Raw genomic sequence first — 20678 nt, 5'->3', positions numbered from 1 at the left:
GTTCTCAGTCGGTCAGCTGCAGCCGGACGTCGAACCGCAGCCTTCGCAGAGGTAGCACGAGCCCGCGGGGCGCATCTTGGTACCGCAGGTCATGCACAGCGGGGCGTCTGCCGCCTTGCCGAGGTGGAGTTCCAGCAGCTCGGTGGAGCTGTGCGCCTCCTGGAGGTTCGGCTTGGCGGCCTCCACCTGCTTCGGTGCGGCCGGGGTGGCCTCGACCGTGCTGCGCATGCCCTCGATGTCCACGTCACCCGAGGGGCCGTAGTCGTTGTTCAGTTGGGCTGAGCGCTCGTCGGCCGTGAAGATGCCCAGCTGGGCGCGCTTCTCGTACGGGAGGTAGTCCAGCGCCAGCCTGCGGAACAGGTAGTCCAGGACGCTCGTGGCGATCCGGACGTCCGGGTCGTCGGTCATGCCTGCCGGCTCGAAGCGGAGGTTCTGGAACTTCGAGACGTAGAACTCCAGCGGGATGCCGTACTGGAGACCGACCGAGATGGACATGGAGAACGCGTCCATCACGCCGGCGAGCGTGGAGCCCTGCTTGCCCAGCTTGACGAAGATCTCGCCGAGACCGTCGTCCGGGTACGAGCCCGCGTGGAGGTAGCCCTCCGCGCCGCCGACCGTGAACGACACCGTCTGGGACGGGCGCTTCTTCGGGAGGCGCTTGCGGACCGGGCGGTACTCGATGACCGTCTCGGGCTCCGCCTCGCCCTTGTTGTTGCCCTTGCCCGCGGACAGGGGCTGGCCGACCTTGCAGTTGTCGCGGTAGATGGCGAGTGCCTTGAGGCCCAGCTTCCAGCCCTGGAAGTAGATCTCCTCGACGTCCTCGACCGTCGCGGCCTCGGGCATGTTCACCGTCTTGGAGATGGCGCCCGAGATGAACGGCTGGACCGTGGCCATCATGCGCACGTGGCCCATCGGCGCGATGGAGCGCTCGCCCATGGCGCAGTCGAAGACCTCGTAGTGCTCCTTGCGCAGGCCGGGGGCGTCGATGACGTGCCCCTGCTCGGCGATGAACTCGACGATCGCCTCGATCTGCTCGTCCTGGTAGCCCAGGGCCCGCAGCGCGCGCGGCACCGTCTGGTTGACGATCTGCATGGAGCCGCCGCCGACCAGCTTCTTGAACTTGACCAGCGCCAGGTCCGGCTCGATGCCGGTCGTGTCGCAGTCCATCATCAGGCCGATGGTGCCGGTGGGGGCCAGCACGGACGCCTGGGCGTTGCGCCACCCGTTCGTCGCGCCGATCATCAGGCCGCGCTGCCACTCCTGCGTCGCGAGGCGCTGCACCGCGACGTCGTTGTGGTGGAACGTGCGGATCAGGTCGTTCGCCGCGGCGTGCTTGCGCATGACCTTCTGGTGCGCGTCGGCGTTGCGGCTGTAGCCCTCGTACGCGCCGACGACACCGGCCAGCTCAGCGGAGCGGCGGTAGGCGGTGCCGGACATCAGCGACGTGATGGCGGCGGCGAGCGCACGGCCGCCGTCCGAGTCGTACGCGTGGCCGGTCGCCATCAGCAGCGCGCCCAGGTTGGCGTAGCCGATGCCCAGCTGGCGGTACTTGCGCGTGGTTTCGGCGATCGGCTCGGTCGGGAAGTCGGCGAAGCAGATCGAGATGTCCATCGCGGTGATGATCAGCTCGACCGACTTCGCGAACAGCTCCGCGTCGAACGTGCCGTCCGTGCGCAGGAACTTCATCAGGTTCAGCGACGCGAGGTTGCAGCTGGAGTTGTCCAGGTGCATGTACTCGCTGCACGGGTTGGACGCGGTGATGCGGCCCGACTCGGGGCAGGTGTGCCAGTCGTTGATGGTGCTGTCGTACTGGATGCCCGGGTCGGCGCACTCCCACGCGGCCTGTGCCAGCTTGCGGAAGAGCAACTTGCCGCCGACCTCTTCGATGACCTCGCCGGTGGTGCGGGACCGCAGGCCGAACTGGCCGTCCTGCTCGACCGAGTGCATGAACTCGTCCGAGACGCGGATCGAGTTGTTGGCGTTCTGGTACTGCACCGAGGTGATGTCGGAACCGCCGAGGTCCATGTCGAAGCCCGCGTCGCGCAGGACGCGGATCTTCGCCTCTTCCTTGGCCTTGGTCTCGATGAACTCCTCGACGTCCGGGTGGTCGACGTCGAGCACGACCATCTTCGCGGCGCGACGGGTCGCGCCACCGGACTTGATGGTGCCCGCGGACGCGTCGGCGCCACGCATGAAGGAGACCGGGCCGGAGGCGGTGCCGCCGGAGGACAGCAGCTCCTTGGACGAGCGGATGCGCGAGAGGTTCAGGCCCGCACCGGAGCCGCCCTTGAAGATCAGGCCCTCCTCGCGGTACCAGTTGAGGATCGAGTCCATGGTGTCGTCGACCGCGAGGATGAAGCAGGCGGACACCTGCTGCGGCGACGACGTGCCCACGTTGAACCACACCGGCGAGTTGAAGCTGAACACCTGGTGCAGCAGCATCCAGACCAGCTCGTGCTCGAAGATCGTGGCGTCGTCCTGCGTGGCGAAGTAGCCGTGCTGGATCCCGGCGTCCACATAGGTCCGCACGACGCGGTCGATGAGCTGGCGCAGGGAGTGCTCACGCACCGGGGTGCCCACCGCACCGCGGAAGTACTTGCTGGTGACGATGTTCGTGGCGTTGACGGACCAGAACTCGGGGAACTCGACGCCCCGCTGCTCGAAGTTCACCGTGCCGTCGCGCCAGTTGGTCATCACCACGTCGCGGTGTTCCCAGGTGACCTCGTCGTACGGGTGCACGCCCTCGGTCGTGTGCACGCGCCGCACGGTCAGCCGCTGCGCTGTAGCGGGCTCCTTGTCAGTCCCCACCGTCTCCGTCATGACCTCTCCCTCGTTACTCGCACGTTTCGGTGTGGCCACGTTCGCTCCCGTGTACGGGCCCACCGTTCGACGTGACCTCTTGCCAACCCCGTGACGCCGTCGCGTACGGCTTCTACTCATTCGCTTCTTCGCGGACCTTGCGGAGCGAACCATCGAGCCCAGTGCCGGGTTCGACCACCCGTCGCAGGCCGGCGATCTCCTTCTCGAAGTCCTCAATGGACGAAAAGCTTCGGTAGACACTGGCGAAGCGCAGGTAGGCGACCTCGTCGAGCTCCCGGAGCGGGCCGAGGATCGCCAGGCCCACCTCGTGGCTGGGCACCTCGGCGGCACCGGTCGACCTGATCGTGTCCTCGACCTTCTGCGCCAGCTGCTGCAGGGCGTCCTCGTCGACCGGGCGGCCCTGGCAGGCACGCCGCACCCCGGTGACCACCTTCTCGCGGCTGAACGGCTCGGTGACCCCCGAGCGCTTCACCACGGCGAGGATGGCCTCTTCGACGGTCGTGAACCGCCGGCTGCACTTGACGCAGGAACGCCTGCGCCGGATGACCTGACCGTCGTCCACCTCACGCGAGTCGACGACCCGGGAGTCCGAGTGCCGGCAGAACGGACAACGCATGGAACACCCCTATCTGGTGATCGACATGTGGACAACCTGTGGGCAAGTCCACCCCAACCTGTGGACTAACTACAGATGTGTAACTACTAGATGTTGGGGTCGACGGTAAGCCTAGACGCCACATGATGCAAGTCGACACGAGGGGCGACACGCGGACACGGACCAGCCATGACGGCCGCACGACGGGTAGCCGCCCAGCCCGAAAGAGTCACCCTGAGGGCGACGCGGCGAGGAGACACGGACGGCGGTTCCGGGAGATTGCCACAGCGGCCGGGGCGGGATTGGGAGGGGTACCGGCACGCCGGGGGCGGCGGGTGCGCTAGGCGGACGGGGTCACACCGGGAGGCGACGCGGACAGGAAGCCGCGAAATGCGAGCGGAATGGACCGGAAGGCGGGACGGCGCCGAGCGCAAGCGCGACTCGATCGGCGACGCCGGAAACCAAGGACCGGAAGTCGAGACAGGGCACGGAAAACAACGGAGTAAACGCGACCGGATGACCCGCCACAGCGGAGGAAGACACGAGTGAAGTCAGGCCACGGCAACACGGTCGGCACCGCCGACAAGGCAGCGGATCCGCCCGACGTGGCAACACGACCGAAGCACTCGAACATGCACGAAATCAAGAAGAAACTCAGGACAACCAGGCGGACAAACCCAGCGACCCCGCCGGCCGACCTCCCTCCGAACGGCCGCCGGAACCTCCGGAAACTCAGCCCTCGAAAGGCACGGTCAACGGCTGCCCAGGCCGCACAGTCCCTTCGACACCGTTCAACTCACGAATCCGCTCCACCACCACAGAGGCATCCGAACGCGGAGCCACCCGCCCGGCCAGCTCCCACAGACTCTCTCCCGGCTTGACCCGAACGACAGTCGTCTCCGACGGCACCGCAGGCTCCACGGCCCCGGACAGGGCCCCCAACCCGACCACCGCGGCGCACGCCGCGGACGCGACCGCGAGCACCCACCCGGCCGACAGGCGAGGACGCCGAGGCGCGCACGACGCGACCACCCTCGGCACCCCGGCCTGGACCACCCGGCGGCGCGTCGGGGGGCGAGGCGCGGGCACCCGGCGGGCCGCCCGCGGCGCCACCGGACGGTCGACGCGCGGGGCTCCGACCTGCGTTTCGACGTCTGACCTGTGCGCCGTCACGCTCATGACTGCCTCCTGACCACTCTCGAACACCTGCTCGAAGGTCGAACAGCAGTTCGATCGAACCTTCGTGCGATTTTGTACCACGGGGCACCGACAAAAAACGAGACCCACACGGCGTGTCGTCGAACAGGTGTTTGATCTCGTGGGGGCCTCCGGATAACGTCGAAGACGCACACGAACATTCCGGGCGCCATGCTGGCGTCCGGCGCGCAGGGAGGCATGCAGTGCCACGCAAACCAGGAGGAATACCTAAGGGCGTCCCGAAGAGGAAGCCGTTGCGGGGGAACCTGCGCAGTTTCCCCGGCGTGGAACAGGCCGAGGCGGAGGAGCTGCCCATTCGGCAACGCGAGGTCCTCGACGTCATCCGCACGTGGGTCGAGCGGTTCGGCTACCCGCCGAGTGTCCGCGAGATCGGCGAGGCGGTGGGCCTGACCTCGACCTCCTCGGTCGCCTACCAGCTGCGGGCGCTGGAGCAGAAGGGCTACCTGCGGCGGGACCCGAACCGGCCGCGTGCGATCGGCGTGCTGCCGGCGGACGTGGACCCGGCCACGGTTCCCGCCGCGGCGGCGAGCACCGAGGACGACGCGCCCGCCGAGGTCGCGGTCGCCACGCCCACCGCCGCGTACGTGCCCGTGCTGGGGCGCATCGCCGCTGGTGGGCCGATCCTCGCGGAAGAAGCCGTCGAGGACGTGTTCCCGCTGCCGAAGGAGATCGTCGGCGAGGGCTCGCTGTTCCTGCTGCGGGTCGCGGGTGACTCGATGGTCGGCGCGGCGATCACCGACGGGGACTGGGTGGTGGTGCGGCAACAGCCCACCGCCGACAACGGGGAGATCGTCGCCGCGATGATCGAGGGGGAGGCGACGGTCAAGACGTTCAAGCGCAAGGACGGCCACGCGTGGCTGATGCCGCACAACGAGGCCTACGAACCGATCCCCGGTGACGACGCCACCATTCTCGGCAAGGTCGTCGCCGTACTGCGCAGGCTCTAGAAAGAACAGTGTCGTCGGCGCGCCGCACGCCGACGAACGGAATGCAACCCGCGGCGATCGTGGCAGCAGTAGCCTCCCCCACGATCGCCGCGGGTTTTTCGTCAATACGACTTACGTCTACGCAACCAGCGGAACAGCAAATACACACCCGCGACAACGACAATCGTCACAACCGCGGCCGGTAAATACGGCAGGCTTTCCTCGGCGGCCGGTGATTCGGAGACGTTCGACGCGGCCTCCGGTTCCGGCTTTTCGGGCGGCGGTTCCGGCGCCACCAGCCGCGCCGCGCCGGCCACGGACCGGACCGGCTGACCGACGCCCTCCGACGCCGAGAGCAGCGACCCGTCCGGCTGGAACGCGATCGCCTCGCCCTGTGCCTCGTTCGGCAGCGGCACCCGCACCGGCTTCCCGGAGAACGCGCCGACCACGTCGTCGTCCTTCACCGGGAACAGGTACGCGTCGGTGTAGGTCCGCAGTGCGATGGCCGTGCCGTCCTGGCTGGCCGCCGCACCGGTCACCGTGACCGAGCCGACGATGCCGGGGACCGGCCCACCGGGGGTGTCCGTGCTGGACAACCGCACCGTCAGGACGTGCTGCAGCGGCGTCGGGCCTGGCGAGGCCAAGGGTGCCGCGGGCCGGTACACGTCCGCGGTGCCGAGCGGGCTCTTCGTGATGAGGTACGGGGTTCCCGCACCGTCGAGCAGCAGCGCCTCGGCGTCGTGCTTGCCGTCCGGGTAGGTGAGCCGGTACAGCGCCGTCTCGCCGGCAGGCGTCAGGGAGATCAGCGCGACCGTGTCGCGGTCGGCGTCGTTGTCGCCGGTGTCGGACAGCCAGAACGTGCCGTCCGGACCCAGGGCCAGGTCCTCCACGTCGTACGGGTCGACCGGGCCGGTGATCGTGTCCTGGACCTGGCAGTCCTTGCCGAGCACGAACACCGTCGCGGCCGTGCCGCCGTCGTTGATCGCGTACCAGTGCTCGTCGTCGGCGACGAGACCGGACAGCTCGGCCACCTCGGGGTCGGTGATGGTGCACACCGGAACCGGCTCAGGCACCTGTGCGGCTGCCGCTGGGGTCGCGGAAAGCAACCCCAGCGGCAGTAAGAGCGCAAGCGTCACCGACCGCACTGACACACCTCCCCGAAGCCCGTGGACGAAACCACGGTAGCTGCCCCGGGTCCGCGGTCAGGCGGAGGTGCCGTTGACGATGAAGCTCTCCAGCACACCCGCCAGGTCGGGCTTGACCTTGGCGGACAGCTCGGTGCCCTGCTCGGTGTGACGCTCGGTGAGCACCTCACCCTCGCGGTGCACGCGGGCCACGAGCTCACCCCGCGCGTACGGCACGAGCACGTCGATCTCGATCTCCGGGTGCGGCAGCAGCTCGCCGAGCCGCTCCCGCAGCTCCGGGATCCCGACCCCCGAGTGCGCGGACACGAAGACCGCGCCGGGCAGCAGGTGCCGCAGCCTGGTGAGCGACAGCTCGTCCATCGCGTCGGTCTTGTTGACCACGACCAGCTCGGTGGGCAGCGGCTCGTTCCGCCGGTCCGCGATCTCGCTGAGCACCTCGCGCACGGCCTCGACCTGCCACTCCGGGTTCGGGTCGGCGCCGTCCACCACGTGCACGATGAGGTCGGAGTCGGCGACCTCGTCGAGCGTGGAGCGGAACGCCTCGACCAGCTGGTGCGGCAGGTGCCGCACGAACCCGACGGTGTCGGTCAGCGTGTAGACGTTGCCTTCCGGCGTGGTGGTCCGGCGCGTGGTGGCGTCCAGGGTGGCGAACAGCGCGTCCTCCACCAGCACGCCCGCGCCGGTCAGCGCGTTGAGCAGGCTCGACTTGCCGGCGTTGGTGTACCCGGCGATCGCGACGCTCGGCACGAGGTTGGCCCGCCGCTGGCTCCGCATGGTCTTCTGCACGGTGCCCATCGCGGTGATCTCCTTGCGCAGCTTGGAGATCTTGTGCCGGATGCGCCTGCGGTCGGTCTCCAGCTTCGTCTCACCGGGACCACGCAGACCCACGCCGCCGTTGCCGCCACCCGCACGGCCACCGGCCTGCCGGGACAGCGCGTCACCCCAGCCACGCAGACGTGGCAGGAAGTACTGCAGCTGAGCCAGCTCGACCTGCGCCTTGCCCGCCCTGGACCGCGCGTGCTGCGCGAAGATGTCCAGGATCAGCGCGGTGCGGTCGATGACCTTGACCTTGAGCTTCGCCTCCAGCTGGCGCAGCTGGGACGGCGAGAGCTCACCGTCGCAGATCACGGTGTCGGCACCGGTCGCCGCGACCACCCCGGACAGCTCCTGGACCTTGCCGGAGCCGATGTAGGTGGCCGGGTCCGGCCGGTCACGACGCTGGACGAGACCTTCGAGGACCTCGGAACCGGCGGTCTCCGCGAGCCGGGCGAGCTCCGCGAGCGACGCCTCGGACTGAGCGGCACTGCCCTCGGTCCAGACGCCGACGAGGATGACCCGTTCCAGCCGCAGCTGCCGGTACTCGACCTCGGTGATGTCCGAGAGTTCGGTTGACAGACCCGCGACGCGGCGCAGTGCCGCGCGATCGGAGAGCTCGAGTTCACCTGCAGAGAGCTCAGCCAGGTCAGTCAACCCGTCGTGGTGGTGCTCGTCGGTTTGCTGATGATTGAGATTCTCTGTCACGTGGTGAGACCCTCCGTCTTCCGATTTTCGCTGTACATGAATAGTCCCATGTTTCAGCGTCCGGATCGACCGGGTTATTCCCCCGCGCGGTCCCACCAAACCTGGTCGAGCTCGCCGCGGGCCACGAAAACCGCCGGCCCGGACAGGGTTGACTGCTCGGGGCCGACCGTCACCCGCACCCGCCCGCCGGGAATGTCGACGGTGGCCTCGCCGGTGTGCGTACCGCGTCCGTACAGCACGCCGGTCACGGCGGCGACCGTGCCGGTGCCACACGATCGGGTTTCTCCGACCCCCCGTTCGTGGACCCGCATGCGCAGCCGGTCCGGGGCCTCGACCACCACGAACTCCACGTTCACTCCGTCAGGGAAGACGGCCGGGTCGTACGCGGGCGGCACGGACAGGTCGAGCGAGGCGAGCTTGTCCGCGTCCTCCAGCACGCACACGAGGTGCGGGTTGCCGACGTTCACGGCGACCCCCGCGACCGACGCGCCACCCACGGTGGCCAGCGACGACCCGGTCACCCTGGCACGGCCCATGCCGACGGTGACCTCGTCGTCGACGATCACCGTGCGGACGCCGGCGCGGGTGCCGATGGTGAACTCGCGCTCCGTGACCAGGCCCGTGTCGACGAGGTAGCGGGCGAACACGCGCACGCCGTTGCCGCACATCTCCGCGACCGAGCCGTCGCCGTTGCGGTAGTCCATGAACCACAGGTCGTCGGGCACCTCGGCGGGCCGGTCGGCGACCGCCTTGGCGGGCACGACCCGCAGCACGCCGTCGGCGCCGAGACCCGCGCGGCGGTCGCAGAGCACGCGGACCCGCGCGGGGGTCAGGTCGAGCGTGCCGTCGGGGTCGGGCAGCACCACGAAGTCGTTCTCGGTGCCGTGCCCCTTCAGAAACGGAATGCCCACCACTTCAGGCTAGACATCGCGCGAGAGCCGTGCCCACCAGGTTGTCCTGGGCCGCGTCCAGCCACTCGATCCGCTGGTCGCGGCGGAACCAGGAGCGCTGGCGGCGGACGAACCGGCGCGTGGACAGTGCCGTGGCTGCGGTCGCCACGAGCATGTCGTGGTCGGCGTCGAGCTGGTCGAGTACCTGCTGGTAACCCAGGGCTCGCGACGCGGTCTTGCCGACCCGCAGGCCCTTCTTCTCCAGCTCCAGGACCTCGTCGACCAGCCCCTGCTCGAACATGGCCATGACGCGCTGGTCCACGCGGCGGTCCAGCTCCTCGGTGTCGAGGTCGAGGCCGAGCTGCACGGTGTCGTAGCGGGCCGGGCCGGGGCGGGGCATGGTCGCGGAAAACGGCCGGCCGGTCAGCTCGATGACCTCCAGCGCGCGGACCACGCGGCGGCCGTTGGTGGGCAGGATCGCGGTCGCGGCGACCGGGTCGAACTTGGCGAGCCGGTCGTGGAGCTTCTGCGCGCCGAGGTTGTCCAGCTCCTGTTCGAGGCGGGCGCGGATGTCCGGGTCGGTGCCGGGGAAGTCCAGCTCGTCGAGGACCGCGCGCACGTACAGGCCGGAGCCGCCGGTGAGGATCGGGACGCGGCCCTGGCCGAGGAGCCGTTCGATCACGTCGCGGGCGTCGCGCTGGTAGGCGGCGACGGACGCGGTCTCGGTGACGTCGAGGACGTCGAGCAGGTGGTGCGGGACGCCCCTGCGTTCCTCCTCGGGGACCTTGGCGGTGCCGATGTCCATGCCGCGGTAGAGCTGCATGGCGTCGGCGTTGACCACCTCGCCGCCGAGTTCCTCCGCCAGCGCGATGGCCAGCGCGGACTTGCCGGTGGCGGTCGGGCCGACGATCGCTATCGGTTTCATCGCACCGGGTCCAATACTGCGAAGTGGTAGGCCACGCCGAACGGGATCATCAGCCGCGCGTCCGCGCTCCACGCACCGCGCGCGAGGACACCGGCGAGCACCTGCCACGGTGCCCGGCCCTCCGCGCCCAGCTCGGCGGCGAGTGCCGGGTCGAGCGCCATCAGGGCCTTGACGTCGGCACCCGCCAGGGCGTCGTGGACGGCGTCGTCGAACGGGCCCGCACGGTCATCGGGCCTGCCGGGCGCGCGGGCGCCGTGGCGGTGGGAACCGTCGGCGGCGACCAGGAGGCCGACCGGCTCGGCGGTGTCGGCGAGGTGTTCGCCCAGCGCGAAGCACTCGTCGGGGGCCAGGTCGGGCGGCACGAGGTGCACCGTGACGTCCTCCGCCGCCGACTGTGCCCGCAGCAAGCCCGTGACCAGCGCGGACAGGGGCATCACCGGATCGGGTGTACTTGTCGCCGCGTCGCTCATGCGCACCGGCACGTCGACGCCGAAACCGGCGAACGTGCCCGCCGCGTCCGGGCCGAGGACACCGGCCGGGCCGGCACCGACCGCGACCCAGTGCGGTGCCGCGCTGGTCAGGCGAGTCGTGACGGCCAGGCAGGCGGCGCGCACCGCGGTCACGTCGGCGTCGGTCCCCGCGACGAGCTCCGGCACGAGGAGCGGCGGGGTCGGCACGACGGCGGCGCGGACGATCACGAGATCCGAGGCTACCCATGGTCGCCCGAACGTGAACTCTCCGGGCTCATGGCGTCACCCTGCGCTGTTCGTGGCCACTCGTGTCGGCCGTGGAGTACCGAGGCGCGGCGTGACCTGTTTGAATGCGCGCGGGTGCTGTGCGATTCGACTCGTCCGGCACCGACACTGCCAGGCCCCGCGAGAGCGGGGCGTCCGCGGCGGGAAGTACGTCAGCGGGCACGCGAGCGGGAGGAACGGGCCATGACGGACAGGGACATCAGCGCCGACACCAGCGCCACCACGAGTACCGAGGAGCCGGCCGCGGCGCCCGCCGCACCAGCGCCCTCCGCACCCGCTCCCTCGGCGCCGCCGGTCGCCGCGGCGTCGGCACACCCGGAGAAGTGGGGCCGGGTCGATGCCGACGGCACCGTGTACGTGAAGACCGAGGACGGGGACCGCGCGATCGGGTCCTGGCAGGCCGGTGAGCCCGCGGAGGGCCTCGCGCACTACGCGCGCCGGTTCGACGACGTGCGCACCGAGGTGGAGCTGCTCGAGGCCCGGCTGAAGGCGGGCTCCGGCGATCCGAAGCACAGCCTGACCAGCGCCAAGCACATCAAGGACAGCCTGAAGGACGCGGCACTCGTCGGGGACCTCGCCGCGCTCAACGCGCGGATCGACCACGTGCTGTCCCGTGCGCAGGAGGCCGTCGAGTCGGTGAAGCACGCGCGCGACGAGGCCCGGCAGGCCGCGGTCGCCCGCAAGCAGGCGCTGGTCGACGAGGTCGAGAAGATCGCGGAGTCGTCCACGCAGTGGAAGTCGGCCGGTGACCGGCTCCGCGCGATCCTGGACGAGTGGAAGACGATCAAGGGCGTCGACCGCAAGACCGACGACGCGCTGTGGAAGCGGTTCTCGAAGGCGCGCGACACGTTCAACCGCAGGCGTGGGTCGCACTTCGCGGAGCTGGACCGCCAGCGCGCGACGGCGAAGGAGCGCAAGCAGGAGCTGGTGAAGCTCGCCGAGGAGCTGTCCGACTCCGACGACTGGGCCGGCACGGCCGCGCGCTACCGCGACCTGATGACCGAGTGGAAGGCCGCGGGCCGCGCGCCCAAGGAGGCCGACGACGCGCTGTGGCAGCAGTTCCGCGCCGCGCAGGACAAGTTCTTCTCCCACCGGTCCGCGGTGTTCGACGAGCGGGACGCCGAGCTGGTGGAGAACGGCAAGCGCAAGGAAGCGCTGCTGGCCGAGGCCGAGAAGATCAACCCGCAGGGCGACCTCGAGGCCGCCCGCGCGCAGCTGCACCGGATCCAGGAGCGGTGGGAGGAGATCGGCAAGGTCCCCCGCGACCGGATCCGGGAGCTGGAGGGCAAGCTGCGGTCGATCGAGGAGAAGGTCCGGCACGCCGCGGACGCCCAGTGGCGGCGGACCGACCCCGAGGCCGAGGCCCGCGCCGCGCAGTTCCGCGAGCGCGTTGAGCAGTTCGAGGCCCAGGCCGCGAAGGCCCACGCCGCGGGCGACAAGCGCCGCGCCGAGCAGGCCGAGGCGCAGGCCGCCCAGTGGCGCGAGTGGCTGCAGGCGGCGGAGAACGCGGTGGCGAGCCGCTAGTCGGAAACGGAACGACCCGCGAGTCCACCGGGCTCGCGGGTCGTCGCACGTTCGGGCCGTGCCTCACCTCAGTAGCGCGAGGCCGCCGTGCGGAACCACTGGAACGCGATCACGACCATCGCCACCACGGCGATGACCAGGCCGATGCCCACGTCGGTGCCGGAGGACTGGCGGGACCAGATCGCCAGGACGCCGTCGACGGAGGCGAACCAGCCACCCGCCGCGCCGACCCACGCGAAGAACCAGCGGCGGGTGGTCAGTGTCAGTGCCGACGCGACCACGCCGAACAGCACCGCAGTGACCGCGAACAGGCGCGGCACCATCGACGCCTTGCCGCCCTCCTGGCCGATCAGCACCTCAAGGCCGGACGCCCCGTTCATCCACGGCAGGACCAGGCCCACCAGCAGCACGAACACGGCCACCGCGATCACGACCGCGCGGCCACCCAGTTCGACCTTCCTGGAAGCGCGGCGACCGACCTCGTCGATCTCCTCGCGCAACTGGTCGTCGGAGTCGGTCATCGGACTGCGCATCCACCCACCGGTTTCCCCGCCGTCTGGCTCGACTGGCTCGTGGCCGGGGGCGGGCCGAACGACGGCAGCCCCAGCCCGACACCGGACGTGCGGGGCCGCACGCCCTCCTCGTGGTTGTCACCCGCGCGCGTGCGCCGGTGCGACACCAGCTCGCCGTCGGCCACCAGGTGGTGCGGCGCGCCGTAGGTGATCACCGTCTCGACCACGTCACCGGGGCGGACGGCGGACGAACCCGGTGCGAAGTGCACCAGGCGGCCGTCGCGGGCGCGGCCGGACATGCGCCGGGTGTCGGCGTCCTTGCGGCCCTCGCCCGCGGACACCAGCACCTCGACCTGCTTGCCGACCAGCGCCTTGTTCGCGGTCCACGACACCTCCTCCTGCACGGCGATCAGCCGGTCGAAGCGTGCCTGGACCACCTCCTTCGGCAGCTGGTCCGGCAACGAGGCGGCCGGCGTACCGGGGCGCTTCGAGTACTGGAACGTGAAAGCCGACGAGAAGCGCGCCGCCCGCACGACGTCGAGCGTCTCCTCGAAGTCCTCCTCGGTCTCGCCGGGGAAGCCGACGATGATGTCGGTGGTGATGGCGGCGTCGGGCATCGCGGCACGCACGTTGTCGATGATCGACAGGTAGCGCGCCTGCCGGTAGGACCGCCGCATCGCCTTCAGCACCCGGTCCGAGCCGGACTGCAGCGGCATGTGCAGCTGGTGGCACACGTTCGGCGTCTCGGCCATCGCGGCGATGACGTCGTCGGTGAAGTCCTTCGGGTGCGGCGAGGTGAACCGCACGCGCTCCAGCCCGTCGATCTCCCCGCACGCGCGCAGCAGCTTGCCGAACGCCAACCGGTCGCCGAACTCGACACCGTAGGAGTTCACGTTCTGCCCCAGCAGGGTGACTTCGAGAACACCCTCCGCGACCAGCGCCTGGACCTCGGCCAGGACGTCACCCGGGCGGCGGTCCTTCTCCTTGCCGCGCAGCGACGGGACGATGCAGAAGGTGCACGTGTTGTTGCACCCCACCGACACCGACACCCAGCCGGAGTGCGCGGAGTCGCGGCGCGCGGGCAGCGTCGACGGGAACGTCTCGAGCGACTCCAGGATCTCCACCTGGGCCTCGGAGTTGTGCCGCGCCCGCTCCAGCAGCACCGGCAGGGCACCGATGTTGTGCGTGCCGAACACGACGTCCACCCACGGCGCCTTGCTGACGATCTGACCGCGGTCCTTTTGCGCGAGGCAGCCGCCGACGGCGATCTGCATCCCCGGATTGGCGAGTTTCGTCGGCCGCAAGTGGCCGAGATTTCCGTACAGCTTGTTGTCCGCGTTCTCGCGGACCGCGCACGTGTTCAACACGATCACGTCGGGCACGCAGGAGTCCACAGCCGGCGCGTAACCAGCGTCCTCCAGCAGGCCGGCCAGCCGCTCGGAGTCGTGCACGTTCATTTGACACCCGAACGTGCGCACCTGGTAAGTACGAGTGCTCATCTCAGCCACCGAGGGTACGCGTGACCGCATTGAGACCTCGGATGTGGTCAAACGGACATGAATCTCACCCTGGGTGGGGGTAGGTTTCCGCCATTACCGGGCCGCTAGTCTCACGCACGCCTGGTATGGCCGCATGGCCCAGAAGAGTGCGCACGTTGGAGGATTGATGACCGAAGCGGCTACCGACGCCCCCATGATCCGCATGGTGGAGGTGGACAAGTTCTTCGGCCAGCTCCACGTGCTCAAGAACATCAACATCGAGGTGCCGCGCGGGCAGGTGGTCGTGGTCCTGGGGCCGTCGGGTTCCGGCAAGTCCACCCTGTGCCGCTCGATCAACCGCCTCGAGCCGATCAACTCCGGCCTCATCGAGATCGACGGCAAGCCGCTCCCGGCCGAGGGCAAGGAGCTCGCGACCCTGCGGGCGGACGTCGGGATGGTGTTCCAGTCGTTCAACCTCTTCGCGCACAAGACGATCCTCGACAACGTGATGCTGGCCCCCGTGAAGGTGCGCAAGATGGCGCAGCCGGAGGCGAAGCGGACCGCGATGGAGCTGCTCGAGCGCGTCGGCATCGCCAACCAGGCACAGAAGTACCCTGCTCAGCTCTCCGGCGGCCAGCAACAGCGGGCCGCGATCGCCCGGGCGCTCGCGATGAAGCCCAAGGTCATGCTCTTCGACGAGCCGACCTCGGCACTCGACCCCGAGATGATCAACGAAGTGCTGGACGTCATGACCACCCTCGCGGAGGAGGGCATGACGATGCTGGTCGTCACCCACGAGATGGGTTTCGCGCGCAACGCGGCGCACCGGGTCGTGTTCATGGCCGACGGTGAGATCGTGGAGGACTCCGTTCCGACGGAGTTCTTCTCGGCGCCGAAGTCGAACAGGGCGAAGGATTTCCTCGGAAAGATCCTCACACACTGAGGACTCCCTCCAGCGGCGTGTTCGCCCGCGCCGCATGACCAACAAGAGCAGGAGTGAAGTAGCAATGAGGGTTCGTACCCTTGCAATCGGGATGCTGGTCGGCGGCCTCGCCCTCACGGCGTGCGGTAAGGAAGGCGCGCCGGCCGACGACGTGACCGGCGGTGGCCCGTCCACGACGGCCGCGGTGGAGACCGACGTCAAGGTCGAGGGCTCCGCGACGTTCGACCGGATGACGCAGAACGGCAAGGTCGTCATCGGCGTCAAGGAAGACCAGCCTGGCCTGGGCTACAAGGACCCGACCACCGGCGAGTACTCCGGTTTCGACATCGAGATCGCGCGCCTGGTCGCCGCCAAGCTGGGCTTCGGCGAGGACAAGATCGAGTACAAGACCGTGCAGTCCGCCGGTCGTGAGGCCGCCATCACCAACGGCACCGTCGACTACTACGTCGGCACCTACACGATCAACGACAAGCGCAAGACGCAGATCTCCTTCGCGGGCCCGTACTTCGTGGCCGGCCAGGGCCTGCTGGTCCGCAAGGACGACGACACGATCACCGGCAAGGACACCCTGAAGGGCAAGAAGGTCTGCTCGGTGACCGGCTCCACGCCGATCCAGCGCGTCCGTGACGAAGCCCTGACCGAGCCCGGCAACATCGTCGAGTTCCAGGGCTACTCGCAGTGCGTCGACAAGCTCCTCACCAAGGAGGTCGACGCGGTCACCACCGACGACGCCATCCTGAAGGGCTTCGCCTCGCAGGACCCGGACAACCTGAAGGTCGTCGGCGACACGTTCTCCGAGGAGCCCTACGGCATCGGCCTGCCGCTCGACGACAAGGCGCTGCGGGACAAGGTGAACGACATCCTGGAGACCGCCATCGAGGACGGCACCTGGCAGGAGATCTACGACAGCACGCTCGGCAAGTCGGGCTCGAAGGCCGACAAGCCGACGATCGACCGCTACTGATCCGGATCTGATGGTGGGTGGTCACCGCGTATCGGTGGCCACCCATCGTCGTCAACACCCAACCACCCGGCGGGGAAGGCCCGATGAACATACTGATCGACTATTGGCCGTTGTTCCGTGACGGCTTCCTCACCACGATCGAGTTGTTCCTGCTCGCAGGCGTCGCGTCACTGGTGTTCGGCGTGTTCCTCGCGATGCTGCGGGTCAGTCCCGTGCCGGTGTTCCGCGCGGCCGGCACGCTCTACGTGACCGTCGTGCGGAACACCCCGCTGACGCTGGTGTTCCTGTTCTTCGTCTTCGCCTACCCGTACCTGGACATCATCGAGATGTCCTTCTTCACCGCCGCGGTGGTCGCGCTCTCGGTGTACACCTCGGCGTTCATCTGCGAGGTCGTGCGGTCCGGCATCAACACGGTGCCGCTCGGCCAGGCGGAGGCCGCCCGCGCGCTCGGCCTGACGTTCGGCCAGTCGCTGGCGGAGATCATCCTCCCGCAAGCGCTGCGGTCGGTGGTGCCGCCGCTGGTGAGCACGCTGATCGCCCTGCTGAAGAACACCACGATCGCCGCCGGTTTCTCCGTCCCCGAGGCGGGCCGGATCCGGTCCGTGCTCTCCGACGACGGGGAGAACCAGCTGGTCGGCCTCCTGTGGGTGTCCCTGGGCTTCATCGTCCTGGTCATGGTGCTGACGCTGGTGCAGCGGACCCTCGAGAAGCGTTGGAGCGTGGCCCGGTGAACGGAGCTTGCGGAGTGAACCATCGGGGCAACGGAGCTTGCGGAGTGAACCTTCGGGGCGACGGAGCTCGCGGAGTGAACCATCGGGGCGACGGAGCTCGCCGAGTGAACCATCGGGGCGACGGAGCTCGCGGAGTGAACCATCAGAGCTGGGTGGCCCGCCAGCGGACGCTCGGAGCCTGCGAGGTGCGGTCATGAGCAACATCCTGTTCGACGCCCCCGGGCCGAGGGCCCGCGCGCGCCACCGGATCTTCGCGGTGCTCGGCGCCCTCGTGCTCGCCGGGATCGTCGCCTACGTCGGCTGGCGCTTCTACGACAGCGGCCAGTTCACCGGCCGCAAGTGGGAGTGGATCCAGTACACGAAGATCCAGGAGGACCTGATCTCGGCGGTCCTGTCGACGCTGCAGGCGTTCGCCCTGGGTGCCGTGCTGGCGCTGCTGTTCGGTGCGATCTTCGCCGCGGGCCGCCTGTCGGAACACAAGTCGATCCGGCGGGTGTCCACGTTCGTCGTGGAGCTGTTCCGGGCCATCCCGCTGCTGATCATGATGTTCCTCTTCTACTACGGCCTGCCCGCGGTCGGCGTCAGCATGTCGCCGTACATGGCCGTGGTGCTGGGCCTCATGCTCTACAACGGCTCGGTGCTCGCGGAGGTGTTCCGCGCGGGCATCCTGGCGCTGCCGCGCGGCCAGTCCGAGGCCGCGTACGCGCTGGGCATGCGCAAGACGCAGGTCATGGTCCTGATCCTGCTGCCGCAGGCGCTGCGGTCGATGATGCCGACGATCATCAGCCAGCTGGTCGTGCTGCTGAAGGACACCGCGCTCGGCTTCCTCATCACCTACGAGGAGCTGCTGCGGTTCGCGCAGCGCATCGGCGGTGACGGGCTGTTCAGCAGGCCGTTCGTGCCGACCGCGCTGGTCGTGGCCGGGATCTACATCGGCCTCTGCCTGCTGCTGACCTGGCTCGCCAACTACCTGCAGAAGCGGGAGCGGCGCAGCAAGAAGCACATCGAACTCGAAGGTGGCCCCACCAAGGACCTCGAGGCCGCGGTCCTGGCGGGTCGGACGAGTGGCAACTGATTTCCTGACGGCGACCCGGTCTTCCTACGACCGGGTCGCCGTCGCTTACGCGGACCACTTCCGCGATGAGCTGGCGAACCTGCCCGTGGAGTGCCGCTCGCTCGAGCTGTTCGCGTCGCTGGTGGACGGGCCGGTGCTCGAAGTCGGGTGCGGCACGGGTCTCGCGACGGCGTACCTGCACGACCTCGGGGTTGCCGTCACCGGTGTGGACCTGTCGCCCGGGATGCTCGACGTGGCCCGGCGGACCTGCCCGGACGTGGAGTTCGAGGAAGCGTCGATGCTCGCCCTCCCCCACGCCGACGGCGCGTTCGCCGGGGTGCTCGCGTTCTACTCGACGATCCACGTCCCGGACGACCTGCTGCCGACGGCGCTGTCGGAGCTGGCGCGCGTGCTGCGGCCGGGCGGGCCCCTCATGCTCGCTTTCCAGATCGGCGACGAACCGATGCACCTGACGTCGGCGCTCGGGCACGAGCTGGACCTCGTCTTCCACCGCCGCCGCCCGGAGAAGATGGCGGCGCTGCTGGCCGACGCGGGGGTGCCGGTGGAGGTCACGACCGTCCGCGTGGCCCGGGAGAGCGAGCGGACCCCGCAGGCCTTCCTGATCGCCAGGAAGCCCGCTTAGGCGAGCTGCGCGTACAACGCAGCCGGATCGCCCGCCAGCGCGGCCTTGACCACGGCGGTGTCGCTGTCGGCGATGATCTCGATGAGGCCGGCCTCCACCCCGTCGAGCGCGGTCGCGACGACGTCGGCCGGGTCGGTCTTGGGGATGTCGAACGCGGCCACCATCTCGGTGTCCGTGCTGGACAGGTGCAGGCCGGTCACCGCGATGCCCTGTGGGGCCAGCTCGAGGCGGATGGAGTTGGTCAGGCCCCACTGGGCCGACTTGGCCGCGCCGTAGGAACCGGCGCCGTCGAAGGCGAACCACGACATCGCCGACAGGACGTTCAGGATCGCGCCGCCGCCGTTGCGGGTCAGTACCGGCGCGAACGCCCGCACCACGTCGAGCGTGCCGTAGAAGTGCGTGTCCATGTCGAGGCGGATCTTGTCGCGGTCGCCCGCGACGAGGTTCTGGAAGGTGTTGGTGCCCGCGTTGTTGACGAGCAGCGTGACGTCGGGTGCGGCGGCTGCCGCGGCGGCGATCGTGCGCGGGTCCGTGACGTCGAGGCGCAGCACCTCGACGCCCGGCAGGTCGACGGCTTCGGGGTTGCGTGCGGTCGCGTAGACCTTGGCGCCACGGCGCAGGAGGGCTTCCGCGAAGTGCCTGCCCAGACCGCGGTTGGCGCCGGTGACGAGCGCGACGGAGTCTTCGATCTTCATGAGGTCTACGCTAGAACCTGACGTTGACGTCAGGGGCAAGGTGACGGGAGCCACTCGTGCGCATCGGGGAACTGGCGGAGCGGACCGGCGTGAGCGTGCGGGCGCTGCGCTACTACGAGGAACAGAAGCTGCTCAGGTCGGACCGCAGTCCGAGCGGGCAGCGGCACTACGGACAGGACGCGGTCGAACGGGTCCTGCGGATCCAGCAGCTGTACTCGGCGGGGTTGTCCAGCAAGACGGTCCTGACGCTGATGCCCTGCCTGGAGAGCGGAGAGGTCCGCCCCGAGGTGCTGGACCTGCTGGAGTCCGAACGCGCGCGCATCGACCGGCAGCTCCAGGACCTGCTGAGCACCAGGGACCAACTGGACACCGCGATCGCCACGTCCAGGGCGTCGATGGCGGGCGTGCCCTGCCCCCGCCTGAAAGCGCAGGAGCCGCGCGACCGGGGTCGCACGGCTCCTGTGTGAACTGTCCTGCGTGAACTGTCCTGGGTGACGGCGCTACGTCAGTGACGGCTGCCGCTGCGGCGGAACAGCTTGTTGCCCAGCCACACCACCGGGTCGTACTTGCGGTCGACCACGCGCTCCTTCATCGGGATCAGCGCGTTGTCGGTGATCTTGATGTGCTCTGGGCACACCTCGGTGCAGCACTTGGTGATGTTGCAGTACCCGAGGCCGTGCTCCTCCTGCGCGGCGCGCTCGCGGTCGGCCTCGTCGAGGGGGTGCATCTCGAGCTCCGCGATCCGCATGAGGTAACGCGGACCGGCGAAGTTCTCCTTGTTCTCCTCGTGGTCACGGATGACGTGGCAGGTGTTCTGGCACAGGAAGCACTCGATGCACTTGCGGAACTCCTGCGAGCGCTCGACGTCCTGCTGCTTCATCCGGTACTCGCCGAGACCGAGGTTCTTCGGCGGCGCGAACGACGGGATCTCCCGTGCCTTCTCGTAGTTGAAGGACACGTCGGTGACGAGGTCGCGGATCACCGGGAACGTGCGCAGTGGCGTGACGGTGATCGTCTCGGACTCGGAGAACACCGACATGCGCGTCATGCACATCAGGCGCGGCATGCCGTTGATCTCCGCGGAGCACGAGCCGCACTTGCCCGCCTTGCAGTTCCAGCGCACGGCGAGGTCCGGCGCCTGCGTGGCCTGCAGGCGGTGGATGATGTCGAGGATGACCTCACCCTCGTTGACCTCGACGACGTAGTCCTCCAGGTCACCGCCGTCGGCGTCACCACGCCAGACCTTGAAGTTGCCCTTGTAACTCATGACCGCTCCTCGCAGGCTCCGAGCGGCCGCTCGCGGGTCGCCCAGCTTTGATGCTCTGTTCGATGACTCGCT

At 69.2% G+C, this 20678-nt stretch carries 19 protein-coding genes; 8 read left to right on the top strand and 11 right to left on the bottom strand.

Annotated elements, in window-relative coordinates; genetic code table 11:
• Window positions 1-12: 12 nt before the first annotated feature.
• Together FHR82_RS05365 and nrdR are read right to left on the bottom strand one after the other, a co-directional pair.
• Entirely contained in the window at window positions 13-2820 is a 2808-nt protein-coding gene (locus FHR82_RS05365) for a vitamin B12-dependent ribonucleotide reductase (RefSeq protein ID WP_184809061.1), read from the bottom strand.
• Window positions 2821-2932: 112 nt separating this feature from the next.
• Window positions 2933-3436, bottom strand: coding sequence for a transcriptional regulator NrdR (nrdR, locus tag FHR82_RS05360; RefSeq protein WP_184809060.1), 504 nt, complete (start codon window positions 3434-3436; stop codon window positions 2933-2935).
• 1442 nt (window positions 3437-4878) lie between these two features.
• On the opposite strand from nrdR, the gene lexA reads away from it, so the two are divergent.
• On the top strand, window positions 4879-5580 hold the full coding sequence (gene lexA / locus FHR82_RS05350; protein ID WP_184809324.1) for a transcriptional repressor LexA: 702 nt from the start codon (window positions 4879-4881) through the stop codon (window positions 5578-5580).
• A gap of 101 nt (window positions 5581-5681) precedes the next feature.
• Here lexA and FHR82_RS05345 read toward each other — a convergent pair whose 3' ends face one another.
• From FHR82_RS05345 to FHR82_RS05325, 5 genes are all read right to left on the bottom strand, one after another.
• Window positions 5682-6704, bottom strand: coding sequence for an SdiA-regulated/phytase-like domain-containing protein (locus FHR82_RS05345; RefSeq protein WP_184809058.1), 1023 nt, complete (start codon window positions 6702-6704; stop codon window positions 5682-5684).
• A 57-nt stretch (window positions 6705-6761) separates the two neighbouring features.
• A complete protein-coding gene (hflX, locus tag FHR82_RS05340) occupies window positions 6762-8174 on the bottom strand; it encodes a GTPase HflX (protein ID WP_184809323.1) in 1413 nt (470 codons plus the stop codon).
• Between the two features lie 125 nt (window positions 8175-8299).
• Window positions 8300-9139 (bottom strand): diaminopimelate epimerase, encoded by an 840-nt coding sequence (dapF, locus tag FHR82_RS05335; protein WP_184809057.1) that lies wholly within the window; start codon window positions 9137-9139, stop codon window positions 8300-8302.
• 1 nt (window position 9140) lies between these two features.
• Window positions 9141-10040, bottom strand: coding sequence for a tRNA (adenosine(37)-N6)-dimethylallyltransferase MiaA (gene miaA / locus FHR82_RS05330; RefSeq protein ID WP_184809056.1), 900 nt, complete (start codon window positions 10038-10040; stop codon window positions 9141-9143).
• The gene (locus tag FHR82_RS05325; protein ID WP_184809055.1) at window positions 10037-10738 is read right to left on the bottom strand and encodes a class III extradiol ring-cleavage dioxygenase family protein; all 702 of its coding nucleotides are present in this window, start codon (window positions 10736-10738) and stop codon (window positions 10037-10039) included. Before FHR82_RS05325 ends, miaA begins: the two co-directional genes overlap by 4 nt.
• A gap of 240 nt (window positions 10739-10978) precedes the next feature.
• Between FHR82_RS05325 and FHR82_RS05320 the strand changes: the two genes are divergently transcribed.
• The gene (locus tag FHR82_RS05320) at window positions 10979-12319 is read left to right on the top strand and encodes a DUF349 domain-containing protein (protein ID WP_184809054.1); all 1341 of its coding nucleotides are present in this window, start codon (window positions 10979-10981) and stop codon (window positions 12317-12319) included.
• A 68-nt stretch (window positions 12320-12387) separates the two neighbouring features.
• On the opposite strand, the gene FHR82_RS05315 is transcribed toward FHR82_RS05320, so the two are convergent.
• Complete coding sequence (locus tag FHR82_RS05315) at window positions 12388-12840, bottom strand: Rv2732c family membrane protein (RefSeq protein ID WP_184809053.1); 453 nt, start codon at window positions 12838-12840, stop codon at window positions 12388-12390.
• Window positions 12837-14330, bottom strand: coding sequence for a tRNA (N6-isopentenyl adenosine(37)-C2)-methylthiotransferase MiaB (gene miaB / locus FHR82_RS05310; protein ID WP_221463293.1), 1494 nt, complete (start codon window positions 14328-14330; stop codon window positions 12837-12839). The genes FHR82_RS05315 and miaB overlap by 4 nt, the downstream gene beginning before the upstream one ends.
• A gap of 193 nt (window positions 14331-14523) precedes the next feature.
• Between miaB and FHR82_RS05305 the strand changes: the two genes are divergently transcribed.
• The 5 genes from FHR82_RS05305 to FHR82_RS05285 all read left to right on the top strand — a co-directional run bounded on the left by FHR82_RS05305 (window position 14524) and on the right by FHR82_RS05285 (window position 18644).
• A complete protein-coding gene (locus tag FHR82_RS05305; RefSeq protein ID WP_184809322.1) occupies window positions 14524-15252 on the top strand; it encodes an amino acid ABC transporter ATP-binding protein in 729 nt (242 codons plus the stop codon).
• 64 nt (window positions 15253-15316) lie between these two features.
• Entirely contained in the window at window positions 15317-16216 is a 900-nt protein-coding gene (locus FHR82_RS05300) for a glutamate ABC transporter substrate-binding protein (protein WP_184809051.1), read from the top strand.
• Window positions 16217-16299: 83 nt separating this feature from the next.
• Window positions 16300-16947, top strand: a complete 648-nt coding sequence (locus FHR82_RS05295; RefSeq protein ID WP_184809050.1) for an amino acid ABC transporter permease — start codon at window positions 16300-16302, stop codon at window positions 16945-16947.
• Window positions 16948-17140: 193 nt separating this feature from the next.
• Complete coding sequence (locus FHR82_RS05290; protein WP_184809049.1) at window positions 17141-18022, top strand: amino acid ABC transporter permease; 882 nt, start codon at window positions 17141-17143, stop codon at window positions 18020-18022.
• Window positions 18012-18644, top strand: a complete 633-nt coding sequence (locus FHR82_RS05285; protein WP_184809048.1) for a class I SAM-dependent DNA methyltransferase — start codon at window positions 18012-18014, stop codon at window positions 18642-18644. Before FHR82_RS05290 ends, FHR82_RS05285 begins: the two co-directional genes overlap by 11 nt.
• Here the strand turns inward: FHR82_RS05285 and FHR82_RS05280 are convergent.
• Window positions 18641-19339, bottom strand: a complete 699-nt coding sequence (locus FHR82_RS05280) for an SDR family oxidoreductase (RefSeq protein ID WP_184809047.1) — start codon at window positions 19337-19339, stop codon at window positions 18641-18643. The genes FHR82_RS05285 and FHR82_RS05280 overlap by 4 nt on opposite strands.
• A 56-nt stretch (window positions 19340-19395) precedes the next feature.
• Here FHR82_RS05280 and FHR82_RS05275 point away from each other — a divergent pair, with 56 nt between their 5' ends.
• Complete coding sequence (locus tag FHR82_RS05275) at window positions 19396-19806, top strand: MerR family transcriptional regulator (RefSeq protein WP_184809046.1); 411 nt, start codon at window positions 19396-19398, stop codon at window positions 19804-19806.
• Window positions 19807-19844: 38 nt separating this feature from the next.
• Here the strand turns inward: FHR82_RS05275 and FHR82_RS05270 are convergent, their stop codons facing one another.
• Entirely contained in the window at window positions 19845-20606 is a 762-nt protein-coding gene (locus FHR82_RS05270; RefSeq protein WP_184809045.1) for a succinate dehydrogenase/fumarate reductase iron-sulfur subunit, read from the bottom strand.
• Between the last annotated feature and the right edge of the window lie 72 nt (window positions 20607-20678).

It is taken from the genome of Actinophytocola algeriensis (assembly GCF_014203735.1).
Lineage (GTDB): Bacteria > Actinomycetota > Actinomycetes > Mycobacteriales > Pseudonocardiaceae > Actinophytocola > Actinophytocola algeriensis.
Note: the sequence above shows the minus strand (reverse complement) of the source record. Positions and strands in the feature narration are given on the sequence as shown.